13 protein-coding genes are annotated in these 11,732 nt (G+C 63.6%); 9 read left to right on the forward strand and 4 right to left on the reverse strand.

The genetic code is table 11. The annotated features are described in order from the left end of the window. Positions 1 to 85: 85 nt before the first annotated feature. Entirely contained in the window at positions 86 to 1,297 is a 1,212-nt protein-coding gene (hmgA, locus tag AUR64_RS12840; RefSeq protein WP_058582342.1) for a hydroxymethylglutaryl-CoA reductase (NADPH), read from the forward strand. Positions 1,298 to 1,408: 111 nt separating this feature from the next. Here hmgA and AUR64_RS12845 read toward each other — a convergent pair whose 3' ends face one another. Then, positions 1,409 to 1,795, reverse strand: a complete 387-nt coding sequence (locus AUR64_RS12845) for a hypothetical protein (RefSeq protein ID WP_058582343.1) — start codon at positions 1,793 to 1,795, stop codon at positions 1,409 to 1,411. An 82-nt stretch (positions 1,796 to 1,877) separates the two neighbouring features. On the opposite strand from AUR64_RS12845, the gene AUR64_RS12850 reads away from it, so the two are divergent. Further along, positions 1,878 to 2,057, forward strand: a complete 180-nt coding sequence (locus AUR64_RS12850) for a hypothetical protein (protein ID WP_058582344.1) — start codon at positions 1,878 to 1,880, stop codon at positions 2,055 to 2,057. Between the two features lie 24 nt (positions 2,058 to 2,081). Here the strand turns inward: AUR64_RS12850 and AUR64_RS12855 are convergent, their stop codons facing one another. Beyond that, positions 2,082 to 2,609, reverse strand: coding sequence for a DUF5817 family protein (locus tag AUR64_RS12855; RefSeq protein ID WP_058582345.1), 528 nt, complete (start codon positions 2,607 to 2,609; stop codon positions 2,082 to 2,084). 135 nt (positions 2,610 to 2,744) lie between these two features. On the opposite strand from AUR64_RS12855, the gene AUR64_RS12860 reads away from it, so the two are divergent. The 5 genes from AUR64_RS12860 (at position 2,745) to AUR64_RS12880 (ending at position 6,435) form a co-directional block, all read left to right on the forward strand. Further along, on the forward strand, positions 2,745 to 3,545 hold the full coding sequence (locus AUR64_RS12860) for a YihY/virulence factor BrkB family protein (protein ID WP_058582346.1): 801 nt from the start codon (positions 2,745 to 2,747) through the stop codon (positions 3,543 to 3,545). A gap of 57 nt (positions 3,546 to 3,602) precedes the next feature. Further along, positions 3,603 to 3,941, forward strand: coding sequence for a cupin domain-containing protein (locus tag AUR64_RS12865; RefSeq protein WP_058582347.1), 339 nt, complete (start codon positions 3,603 to 3,605; stop codon positions 3,939 to 3,941). A gap of 138 nt (positions 3,942 to 4,079) precedes the next feature. Then, on the forward strand, positions 4,080 to 5,114 hold the full coding sequence (locus AUR64_RS12870) for a thiamine pyrophosphate-dependent dehydrogenase E1 component subunit alpha (protein WP_058582348.1): 1,035 nt from the start codon (positions 4,080 to 4,082) through the stop codon (positions 5,112 to 5,114). Beyond that, positions 5,114 to 6,178: an alpha-ketoacid dehydrogenase subunit beta gene (locus AUR64_RS12875; protein ID WP_058582349.1), complete on the forward strand. Its 1,065-nt coding sequence runs from the start codon at positions 5,114 to 5,116 to the stop codon at positions 6,176 to 6,178. Before AUR64_RS12870 ends, AUR64_RS12875 begins: the two co-directional genes overlap by 1 nt. After that, positions 6,175 to 6,435, forward strand: coding sequence for a lipoyl domain-containing protein (locus AUR64_RS12880; protein ID WP_058582350.1), 261 nt, complete (start codon positions 6,175 to 6,177; stop codon positions 6,433 to 6,435). Before AUR64_RS12875 ends, AUR64_RS12880 begins: the two co-directional genes overlap by 4 nt. A gap of 214 nt (positions 6,436 to 6,649) precedes the next feature. On the opposite strand, the gene icd is transcribed toward AUR64_RS12880, so the two are convergent. Further along, positions 6,650 to 7,909 carry an isocitrate dehydrogenase (NADP(+)) gene (icd, locus tag AUR64_RS12885; protein ID WP_058582351.1) on the reverse strand — a complete coding sequence of 420 codons (1,260 nt, stop codon included), beginning with the start codon at positions 7,907 to 7,909 and terminating at the stop codon, positions 6,650 to 6,652. Between the two features lie 408 nt (positions 7,910 to 8,317). Here icd and AUR64_RS12890 point away from each other — a divergent pair, with 408 nt between their 5' ends. Both AUR64_RS12890 and AUR64_RS12895 read left to right on the forward strand, forming a co-directional pair. Continuing rightward, positions 8,318 to 9,121, forward strand: coding sequence for a mechanosensitive ion channel family protein (locus AUR64_RS12890; RefSeq protein ID WP_058582352.1), 804 nt, complete (start codon positions 8,318 to 8,320; stop codon positions 9,119 to 9,121). A 135-nt stretch (positions 9,122 to 9,256) separates the two neighbouring features. Beyond that, positions 9,257 to 10,111, forward strand: coding sequence for an isoaspartyl peptidase/L-asparaginase (locus AUR64_RS12895; protein WP_058582353.1), 855 nt, complete (start codon positions 9,257 to 9,259; stop codon positions 10,109 to 10,111). A 39-nt stretch (positions 10,112 to 10,150) separates the two neighbouring features. Here the strand turns inward: AUR64_RS12895 and AUR64_RS12900 are convergent, their stop codons facing one another. Next, positions 10,151 to 11,557 (reverse strand): hypothetical protein, encoded by a 1,407-nt coding sequence (locus AUR64_RS12900; protein WP_155120609.1) that lies wholly within the window; start codon positions 11,555 to 11,557, stop codon positions 10,151 to 10,153. Positions 11,558 to 11,732 lie beyond the last annotated feature (175 nt).

Here is an 11,732-nt window from a genome sequence, read left to right on the forward strand (position 1 = left end):
GGAACGGCAAAATCGTTCGGGAAGCGGGCGTTCGAGAGTGGCGAAAACCGACACTCCTTAGCGACCGCCGCGAGGACGACAGGGTATGACCGACGCCGAAGCCCTCGCCGACCGCGTCCGCGACGGCGACCTCAGATTCCACGAACTCGAAGAACACGCCGACGCCGACACCGCGACGGCGGCACGCCGACTCCTCGTCGAAGAACAGTCCGGCGCCTCGCTCGACGCCGTCGGCGATTACGGGTTCCCCGCCGAGGTGGCCGACAACGCAATCGAGAACATGGTCGGCGCGGCCCAGATTCCGATGGGCGTCGTGGGGCCGGTCACCATCGACGGTGCGGCCGTCTCCGGCGAGAAGTACCTGCCGCTGGCGACGACCGAAGGCGCGCTTCTCGCTTCGGTCAACCGCGGCCTCTCCGTCGTCGACACTGCGGGCGGCGCACGGGCGCGGGTGACGAAATCCGGAATGACCCGCGGGCCGGTGTTCCGCGTCGCCGACATCGTCGAAGCCGAAGCGCTCGTCTCGTGGGTCAGAGACAACGAGTCGGCACTGAAGCAGGCGGCCGAAGAAACGACGAGCCACGGCGAACTGCTCGACGTGACGCCGTACGTCGTCGGCAACTCGGTCTTCCTGCGCTTCCGCTACGACACCAAAGACGCGATGGGGATGAACATGGCCACCATCGCCACGCAGGCGGCGTGTGACGTGGTCGAAGAGGAGACCACCGCCTCGCTCGTCGCGCTCTCGGGCAACCTCTGTACCGACAAGAAACCGGCGGCGATAAACGCCGTCGAAGGTCGCGGACGAAGCGTCACCGCGGACGTGACGATACCGCGAGAAACCGTCGAAGAGAAACTCCACACGACGCCCGAAGCCATCGCCGAAATCAACACCCGAAAGAACCTCGTCGGCAGCGCGAAAGCCGGCAGTCTCGGCTTTAACGCCCACGTCGCCAACGTCGTCGCCGCGATGTTCCTCGCCACCGGGCAGGACGCCGCCCAAGTCGTCGAAGGCTCGAACGCCATCACGACCGCCGAAGTTCAGGACGGCGACCTCTACGTTTCCGTCTCCTTGGCGAGTCTCGAAGTCGGCACCGTCGGCGGCGGGACGAAACTGCCGACACAGGCGGAGGGCCTCGACGTGCTCGGCGTCCGCGGCGGCGGTGACCCGGCAGGTGCGAACGCGGACGCCCTCGCCGAAGCTATCGCCGTCGGGTCGCTCGCGGGCGAACTCTCGTTGCTCGCGGCGCTCGGGTCGCGGCATCTGTCGAGTGCGCACGAGGAACTGGGTCGGTAGCGTCACTGCGTACGAACGCGGGACTGCGGTCGAAGCGGTCGAAAGCGACAGTAGCCGTTGCAGCCATCGCGTCGGCCGAGTGTCTGCGTGAAATCCGACTACTCCAGTTGGTTACTGTGCATTCTCTCCGCGAAAGTTCGCCGACTCGTACCACGCCTGTCCGATGGTCATCGCCGTCGCTCCGACGACGATACAGGTGAGACCACCGTACAGCGCCACGTCATAACCGAGGAGGTTCGCCCATCCAAGCGCGCTGACGAGGAATCCACAGCCGATGAGTGCCAATCCACCAGCCCTCACGTTCGCCCCACCGTGGTACGCGCCCGCCGCGGCGACGAACGGCAGTACCACCATGATGGCCGCACCCACGGCGACCACAGTGGGATTGCTCTCGCTGACGACGTCCGACCGAGTGAGAACGAAAAGCGAGAGGAGAGCCAGCAGTCCGAGGCGCAGTGTCCACCGCACGCCCGACTGGATGACGATGTCTCGGGTCACAGGCTATTTTGACCCTGTGAAACCATGACTGTTCGCCCACGTTCACGGGTGGAATTAAGCCGCGCACGTTCCCATTCGATTCATGGCTTCACAGCGGACTACCGTTCTCGGCGCGCTCGACGACATTCGCACTGTTCTTCTCGGACTCTACTTCGCCGCCGCCGGGTTGTTCTGTGCGCTCTCGTTCGGCGACTTCGGCGTCGGTGCCGGAATCATCTTCTTCGTCGTCGGCGGGGTGCTGGTGTTGGGCACCGAACTCTGAGGCGGTGCAGAGGAGTTCGCCGATTCAGAGCGACCGATACCGACCGCCGCTCTCCGACACCTCGCCGCGACGGGCGAGTTTCTCCAAGATATCGCGCGCCTTTTCGGCCGGGACGCCGCGCTCTGTGGCGTAGCTGACGACTTCCTCCTCCGTCGGTCGGTCCTGTGTTTCCACCGCATCTTCGACGAGTTCGCGCCGCGATTTCGACGACGAAGACGACGAGGAACTGTCGCCCGCGGCGGCGACTTCGTCGGCATCGAGGCCCGAGCGTTCGAGATACTCACGGTCGGAGATGTGTGCGTCGTCGAGTTGCGTCTCCATCTCTGAAACCGAGTCGAGATTCGAAAACGCCTCCGACGCGCCCTGTTTTTCGGCGAGTATCGCCGAGCGAACCTGTCGGGCGGCGTCGTGGTCATCGGCGGTGTACATCTTCCGCAGTTTCTTCGTCTGGTGGCGCTTGCCACAGCGAGAACACTGCGCCGACGCCTGCTCGCGTGGGTTTTCGAGAATCCAGATGTTCGAACAGCCCTTGCAACCGACGACGGCGTACATGTCTCGGTGTGGTCGGCCGGCGAGGTTTAATCTACTGCTCCGACGTGAGATGTTATCTGCGCTGACTGTCGCCGGAATCCGGAAGAAACGCTATACTCCTAGTCGTTGCAGTGTGTCTGTGAGCAGTGACTCTACGTGGGACTGACCAGTACGCTTCGGACTGTCGTCCGGGTCGCCCGCGACAGAGACATCACGTTTCTCGCCGCCGGATTCGCCTACTACGCGCTGCAGTCGCTCATCCCGCTTGCGATTCTCGTGTTCGTACTCGCCACGTTCGTCGGCGAAGGTGAGGTCGTAATGCAGTTGCTGAATCAGGTGAGCGCGTATATCTCCGACAGCGGCCGAGAGGTGCTCGAACAGGCGTTGACCAGTTCTGCGGGCAGACGAGGGGCGAGTCTCGCCAGTCTCGGCTTTCTGCTCTGGGGCGCGCTGAAGATGTTTCGTGGGCTCTCGAAGGCCTTTGGGGAAGTGTACGGCAGTTTTCTCTCCATCGGCTTCTTCGGCCGGTTGCTTGACGGGTTGCTCGTTCTCGGCGTCGTCCTCGTCGCTATCGCCCTCATGGTCGGCGCGGGGTTCGTCGTCACGTTCGTCGACCTCTCGATTCCCTACCCGGCGTTCGTGACGACGCTCTCGCTGTTCGTGCTACTTATCCTCGTTCTCCTCCCGATTTACTACATTCTGCCGCCGGTCCCCGTCACGTTCAAACACATCATCCCCGGAACCGTCGTCGCTGCCGGCGGGTGGATTCTCCTCCAACTCGGGTTTCTGTACTACGCGCAGAACGCCTCACAGTACCAAGCGTACGGCATTCTCGGTGCCGTTCTGCTGTTCGTGACGTGGCTCTACTTGGGCGGTATCCTCGTACTCTTGGGCGCGGTGGTCAACGTCGTCATCGAACGACCGACGCCGTACGCCGAACTCCGCGCGCCTCGATAGCGCTGGCGACGCCTCAACCCGCAGTAGCTTTATTCGGACGGCGTGCGCGCACACCTCATGGAACGACTGTCGCTGTCGGACGTAGAGACGACCGAAGCCGTATCCGGCGTTCATCTCGCACAACTCGCCGCGGGCGAGGAGATGAGCGTCCAGCATTTCCACATCGCCGCCGGAGCAACGGTACCCGAACACGACCATCCCCACGAGCAAACCGGCTACATCACCCAAGGGACGCTGACGTTCGTCGTCGACGGCGAGGAGATTCGCGTCACCGAGGGTGACTCGTACGCCATCCCCGGCGGCGAACCCCACAGCGCCGAGAATCGCGGTGACGAACCGGTTCGTGGCGTCGACATCTTCAGTCCGCCACGCCTGAACCCCGACTGGCAAGAGTAGGAACCGACCGGTTCGACCGTTCTCACCGTCTTTCGTCCGCGCTCACGTGAGTATCTGACAACCTGAAATAACGTTCATATCGTGGTTTGTGTTACCAACGAACGTGGTAACATGTTGTCCAAGAGCACGCTGACGAGGATGTACGAGGAGATGGTGACCGCGCGGTACTACGAGGAGCGGTTACAGGAGGAGTATCTGGAGGGAAAACAGCCGGCGTTCGACATCTCGGCCGGGCCGATTCCGGGCGAGTTACACCTCGCGGCGGGTCACGAGGCGTCGGCGGCCGGCGTCTGCGCGCACCTCCGCGACGACGACACGGTGACCGCGCCGCACCGACCGCACCACGTCGCCATCTCGAAAGGCGTCGACCTCGAACGGATGACCGCGGAGATATTCGGTCGACGGACCGGCCTCTGCAAGGGTAAGGGTGGACATATGCACCTGTTCGACCCGGACGTGAACTTCGCGTGCAGCGGCATCATCGCCGAGGGCTGTCCGCCCGCAGTCGGTGCAGCGCTGGCGGCGCAGAAGCGCGGGACCGACAGCGTCGCTGTCGCGTTTCTCGGTGAGGGCGCGATAGACCAAGGTGGATTCCTCGAATCGCTCAACCTCGCGGTGGTCCACGAGTTGCCGGTCGTGTTCGTCATAGAGGACAACGACTGGGCGATTAGCATGCCGAAAGGACGCGTCACCGACGTCAAAAACGGCGCACAGCGTGCCGACGGCTTCGACATGCCGGGCGTCCGCGTCGACTACAACGACGCCATCGCCGTCTACGAGGCCGCCGAGGACGCCGTCGGCCGCGCCCGCGCGGGTAACGGACCGACGCTGCTGGAAGTACAGGTCCACCGCCACATGGGACATTTCATGGGCGACGCGGAGGGCTACCGACCCAAAGACGAGGTCGAGCAACTGAAACGACTCGACCCAATCGACAGGCTGGCCGACGACTTGCGCGCCGAGGGCGTCGACGACGAGACGCTCGACGACCTGCGGACGAAAGCCGAAGAACGCGTCGACGACGCTATCGAGTTCGCAAAGGAGCAACCGGAACCGGACCCCGAGGAGGCGTACGAGGACGTGTTCTCGAACCCGCCGGCGTCGACCCCGGCGACCGACGGTGGAACGGTCGAGAGTGACGCGACTGCGGACGAAACAGGAGGTGAACGCTGATGGCGACCGAAGAACAGGACAGCGGTGCACAGCAGGCAGGAACTGAGAACGCGACCCAATCCAGCGACCGCGAACTGACGATGAGTCGGGCGATGGTCGAAGCCATCGCCACGGAGATGCGTGAGAGCGACGAGGTGTTCGTGATGGGCGAGGACGTCGCCGACTACGGCGGCATCTTCGACAGCACGGAGGGCCTTCTCGACGAGTTCGGTCGCGACCGGGTGATGGACGTCCCCATCAGCGAGACGGCGTTCATCGGCGCTGCCGTCGGCGCAGCACAGGCGGGGATGCGCCCGATTGCGGAGCTGATGTTCGTCGACTTCTTCGGCGTCGCCATGGACCAGATCTACAATCAGATGGCGAAGAACACGTACATGAGCGGCGGCGCGGTCAACGTGCCGATGGTGCTCATGTCGGCCGTCGGCGGCACGTACAACGACGCCGCTCAGCACTCGCAGACGCTGTACGGGACGTTTGCCCATCTTCCGGGGATGAAAGTCGTCGTCCCGAGTACGGCGTACGACGCGAAGGGACTGATGCACAGCGCCATCCGCGACGACGACCCGGTCGTCTACCTGTTCCACAAACGCCTGATGGGACTCGGCTGGATGCCGTCGCCGTCGGGACCGAAGACTGCCGTTCCCGAAGCGCCGTACGAGATTCCGTTCGGCGAGGCCGACGTCAAACGCGAGGGCGACGACGCGACAGTGGTCACACTCGGTCTGCACGTCCACCGGGCGCTCGACGCCGCGGAGACACTGGCTGACGACGGTATCGAGTCGGAAGTAATCGACCTGCGGACGCTCGTGCCGTTCGATACGGAGACAGTTGTCGACTCCGTGCGAAAGACGGGCCGACTCGTCGTCGTCGACGAGGATTACCGGTCGTTCGGCCTGACGGGCGAAGTCGTCGCCCGCGTCGCCGACGAGGCGCTGTCGGACCTCGACGCCGTCGAACGCGTGGCGATACCCGACGTGCCCGTCCCGTACGCACGGCCGCTCGAACAGGAGGTCAACCCCGACGCCGACGACATCGCCGCGGCGGTGCGACGAACCCAAGAATGAGCGACGAGACGGTCGCTATCGACTCCGAGCAAATCTGGCCCGACGACTCCGACGACATCGACGAGGCGGTGGTCGCCAACTGGTTCGTCCGGCAGGGTGGCCGGGTGTCGAAGGGCGACACCGTCTGTGAGATTCAGATAGAGAAAGTGAGCATCGACGTGCCTGCACCCGCGTCGGGCGAACTCGTCGAACAGTCGGTTTCCGAGAACGGCGAGTTCCGCCGTGGTGACGTTCTCGGACGGATTCGACGGGTCTGAGGGACAGTACGTCGGTCTCGCCGACGCGTGGAATGGTCACGTCGCGTGTCCTACCCGTGTCGATTCCGGAAAACCGATGATTTCCGAGCGCGCGAAAAGTTATCTACGATAGCTTTTCAATGTCTTCGCGGCGGAGCCGCGAAGGTCAGAGAAACTCTCTACGAGAGTTTCTCTATATTCGCGCGGTTTTCACCGCGCGAGCCAGAGAAGTTGTCTACGACAACTTCTCTATGTTCTCGACGATGGCGTCGGCGAACTCGCTGGTGGCGAGTTTGTTGCCGCCCTCGATCTGACGGTGGAGGTCGTAGGTGACGTCGCCCGAGGAGATGGTCTCCTCGACGGCGTCGCGGACGAGCTGGCCGGCGTCGGCCCAGCCCATGTACTCGAGCATGAGACGACCGGAGAGAATCATCGCGGTCGGGTTGACTTTGTCCTGACCGGCGTACTTCGGCGCGCTGCCGTGGACCGGTTCGGCGAGACAGCGGGCGGTACCGAAGTTCGCGCCCGGTGCGATGCCGAGGCCACCGATTTGGGCACCGGCGGCGTCGGACATGTAGTCACCGTTCAGGTTCATCGTCGCGATGACGTCGTACTGGTCCGTTCGGGTGAGGAGCTGCTGGAGCATGTTGTCGGCGATGCGGTCCTTGACGACGATTTTGTCCTCGGGACGCTCACCGTCGTACTCCTCCCAGAGTTCGTCCTCGGTGATGGTCTGGTCGTACTCCTCTTCTGCGACCTCGTAGCCCCAGTCGCGGAACGCCGCTTCGGTGAACTTCATGATGTTGCCCTTGTGGACGAGCGTCACCGACGGGCGGTCGTTCTCGATGGCGTAGTCGATGGCCTCGCGGACGAGACGCTTCGAGCCGAATTCGGTGATGGGCTTGATGCCGATACCGACCGGTCCGTCGTGGATGGTCGAGTCGTAGCCCATCTCGTCTTCGACGAACGCCTTGACTTTCTCGACTTCGTCGGTGCCGGCTTCCCACTCGATGCCGGCGTACACGTCCTCGGTGTTCTCGCGGAACGTGACCATGTCCATCTTCTCGGGGTGTTTGACCGGCGACGGGACACCGTCGAGGTGGTAGGTCGGACGGACGTTCGCGTAGAGGTCGAGTTTCTTACGCAGGGCGACGTTGAGCGAGCGGAAGCCCGAGCCGACGGGCGTCGTCAGCGGACCCTTGATGGCGATGTTGAACTCCTTGATGGCGTCGACGGTGTCGTCGGGGAGGTTCTCGTCGTACTTCTCGCGGGCGGACTCACCGGCGTAAACGCGCATCCACGAGATGGAGCGGCCCGTCGCCTCGGCGGCGGCGTCGAGTACCTTCTGTGCGGCGGGACCGACGTCCGTACCGATACCGTCTCCGTGGATAATGGGGATAATCGGGTTCTCGGGAACGTCGAGTTCGCCGGTCTCCTCGTCGGCGACTGTAATCTTCTGGCCCTCCTCGGGGACCTCGACTTTGTCGTAGCTCATGAACAACGAGTGGTTTTCGAGGCAGCGTAAAAGGCCTGCCGTTCTGTACCTCGCACGGCAAGATTTCGCCCAACACGTCGACGGTAGCACGTCGCACGGCCTCGTCGATTAGTCGACGTTCGTGGCAACCGTGAACGACGAACTGTCCGTCCCGACGGCGTGTCAAGGCCGACGTTTCCTCCGGACCTCCTGTCGGTCGAGAAACTCCGCGGTTTCGAGGACGAAATCGGCCGAAACGTAAGCACTGAATAACTATTCGGCCACCTTCGGTAGCCGATACGTCGGATAACTAGCGTTTCGGGCGTTCACGGTGGTGGCGATGGCGGGTTCGATAGTGTGCACGCCACACTTTATTCATATCTATAAGCACTGAATTGAAGCCACTCGAAGCCGACTTACACCGTGGTCATGTCCCAACCAGACTACCACGCAAGCACCGACACCGAACAGAGTACGAACCTCGCAGTCGCGCCCGCAGCACCGATGTTCGTCGCGCTCCAACTCGGCGTTCCGGAGTTCCTACAGGAGACGGTCGCATCCATCATCGCCTTCGTGCCTCGACTGCTCGGAGCGTTGGCGATTCTGCTCGTCGGGTGGGTTATCGGTCGAGTCGTCGGCCGAGTCGTCCGCGAAGTCGTCGACAGAGCCGAAATCGACCGGATGGCGCTCCGAACGCCCGTCGGCCGGGCGCTCGGCGGGACCGAACAAGCGGTTTCGGCTACGCTCGGGAAACTGGCGGCGTACTACGTGTACTTGCTCGCCGTTCTCGCGGCGGCGAACGCACTCGCTATCACGCTGCTCTCGGAGTGGGTCGCCGCTGCGGTTTCGTATCTCCCGGCGTTCCTCGCCGGTCTGCTCGTCATCGTTCTCGGCTTCATCATCGCGGACTTCATCGCTCGTGTCGTCCAACAGAGTTCGACGGCAAGCGAGACGCGCTACTCCGGCGTCTTCGCCGACGGCGTCCGACTGTTCCTCTATTTCAGCGTGCTCGTCATCGGTCTCGACACGATGGGGTTCAGCGTCCGTGTTCTGTACATCGTCGCTCAAGCCGTCGCCTACGGCCTCGGTGCAGCCATCGCCATCGGAGCAGGCCTCGCACTCGGGTTCGGCGCGCGCGGATGGGTCGCCGACAACATCGACAACTGGGCCGGCCGGGCCAGCAGCGGGTCGCCGAACTTCAGCGACGGCGCGGTGAGTTCCGACGACGACTGAACAGGCTGCCGACTTTTTTGTGCCAGCGACGCCCGAACGTGTCGCTTCGGTTGGTTTCACGGTGATTCGAGCGACTGTCCCGCCTCGCTGGCCGGATTGCCCGCCCTTTTAGGGCCGTGGTGCGCACCCGCCGCCATGCAGGTCATCGTACACGGCGGCGCGGGCGGCACACCCGACGAACCCGAACCCCGACAGGCGACGCTCGACGAGGCCGCCGACACCGGCGCGGCCCAGTCGACGCCGCTTTCGGCCGTCGAAGAGGCGGTCAAGATTCTGGAGTCGAACGAGCGGTTCAACGCGGGCGTCGGCGGCGCGGTCCAGTCCGACGGCGTCGTCCGAACCGACGCAGGCATTATGACGAGCGACCGCGAAACCGGCGCAGTTGCGGGGATGCCCGGCGTCGAACACGCCGTCTCCGCCGCCCGGGTCGTCGCGGAGGAAACCCCACACGTCTTGGTCGTCGGCGACCACGCCGTCGACCTCGCCGCCGACTACGGCGTCGAGACGGGTGTCGACCTCATCACCGAGAAGAGCCGCGAGCGCTGGGCCGACAGCGACGCACCCGAGGGAAGCCCGAGAGACCACCTCCAGTGGCTCCGCGAGAAGTTCGGCGGCCACGACACCGTTGGCGCTGTCGCCAGCGACGGCGAGACGTTCGCCGCCGCGACGTCGACGGGCGGGCGCTGGTTCGCCCTCGCCGGCCGCGTCGGCGACGTGCCGCAAATCGGCTCCGGGTTCTACTGTGCGCCCGCCGGCGGCGCGAGCGCGACCGGTGCAGGCGAAGACATCGCCAAGGCGACGCTCTCGCGGCGGGCGGTTCGACACCTCGAAAACGGATTGGATGCACAGGCCGCTGCCGACCGCGCGATGGCGGAGTTCGGGGAACTCACGGGCTCGGATGCCGGTATCATCGTCCTCGACGACGCCGGCGCTGGAAGCGCGTTCAACACCGACGGGATGCAGACGAGCGTCGCTATCGCTCGCCGATAAGCGTCCAAAAAAGGTTTTTCGGGCGTCGCTACGGGTTGATTAGCTACTCGTCGAGTTCGACGAAGAGTTGGTGACGGAAACCGGGAGCGTCACCTGCGTCTTCGAGGTCGTGACGATGTGCTGGGGTTCTCCGGAGCGTTCGAGCGTAGATTCGCTCACACCGTTGAACTCCAAGGTCACCGTCTGCGTCTCGCCGGGTTCGACGACGACGAGTTCGCTCGCCGACGACGAGAGGCCGAGACGGTACGAGACCGTGTCAGCGACCGTTTCGTCGGTCGGGTTGACGACGGTCACGGTGACGTTGTAACCCTCGTCGGGCGACACTTCGGACGGCCCTTGGACGTTCGTCACAGCGAGGCTGTCCCATTCGGCGGCCACGCGAACTGACGTGGTTCCGGTGGTCATCTCCTCGACTTCGACGGTTCCGACGTCGACGGCGTCGATGACGACCATGTCACCGTTGCCGGAGCCGACCTGTCGGGCCTCGTCGGGCAGTTGGTCGACTGCGCCTTGGACTTGCTCGTCGGAGACGTTCGAGTCGTCGAGCGTCGAGCGAATCTCCTCGGTGGAGTCGGTGAGTTCCTGGGATTCCTCCTCGGTCACTTCACCGTCTTCGACCGCCGCGCGAACGTTGGCGAGTTCCGTCTTCAGTTGGACGTACTGCTCGTCAGTGAACTGCTCGCGGTTGGCGTCGATGGCCATCTCGGCCTGGTCGATAGCCTGCAGCGTGGAGTTCGTGTTCTCACCGAGCGAGTAGTTGGCCATTCCCTCCGTGTCGTCGAACGCCGACGGCATCGGCGTCGACTGCTGGAGCGTCTGGATGGTCAGCGAGTCGACTTCCATCTCGTCGACGTTGACCTCGCGGACGAGGACCATCGTCCCGTTGGAGTCACCCATCGAGTCGCCCTCGTCGGCCATCGAGTCGCTCTCGTTGGAGTCACCCATCGAGTCGCTCTCGCCCTCGGTCGACTCGCTCTCGTTGGACATCGAGTCACCCGAGAGCAGGCCAGTCTGGTCTTCCTCGACGTTCACTTCGTCGACCGAAAGCGTGTCGACGCGGAGCGTCCCGATGACGACCTGGCTGACACTCTCGCTGGAGTTGAGGTAACCACGGGCGCTTGCCTCGTTCACGTCGTCGTCTTGGACTTCGATGTCCTCGACGGAGACGCCGCTGACTTCGATACTGTCGAAGGAGACGTCCTCGAAGACGCCCTGTTCGACGGTCCCTTGGTCACCAATCTCCACCTCCTGGACAACCAAGCGCTCGACGGTGACGTTCTCTACGGTGCCACCGTCGACCTGTAGTTCACTCACCGACACGTCGGTGAACGTTACGTTCTCTTGTGCCGTCGTCGCCGCACCGCCCATCGCGGGCTGAACGCCTGCCGTAACAAGCAAGAGCGCAGTCACTAACGCGACGGCCGTCCGTATGGTTGTGGAACTCACGCTTTCAATCACTGTAGATTCGATAATAAACCAGAACGGCCGTTTTGGCTCAACAAGCGGAGCTTATCTCTGAGGTCTGTCACTGCGCTGTCTGCGGGTTTTTGGCGAAAAGCTCGAATTACTGCACGAAAATTGATTGGTTCGACCAGCCGTTCGTCCCGCGCGGCCTAGGCGT

The organism is Haloprofundus marisrubri, assembly GCF_001469955.1.
Lineage (GTDB): Archaea > Halobacteriota > Halobacteria > Halobacteriales > Haloferacaceae > Haloprofundus > Haloprofundus marisrubri.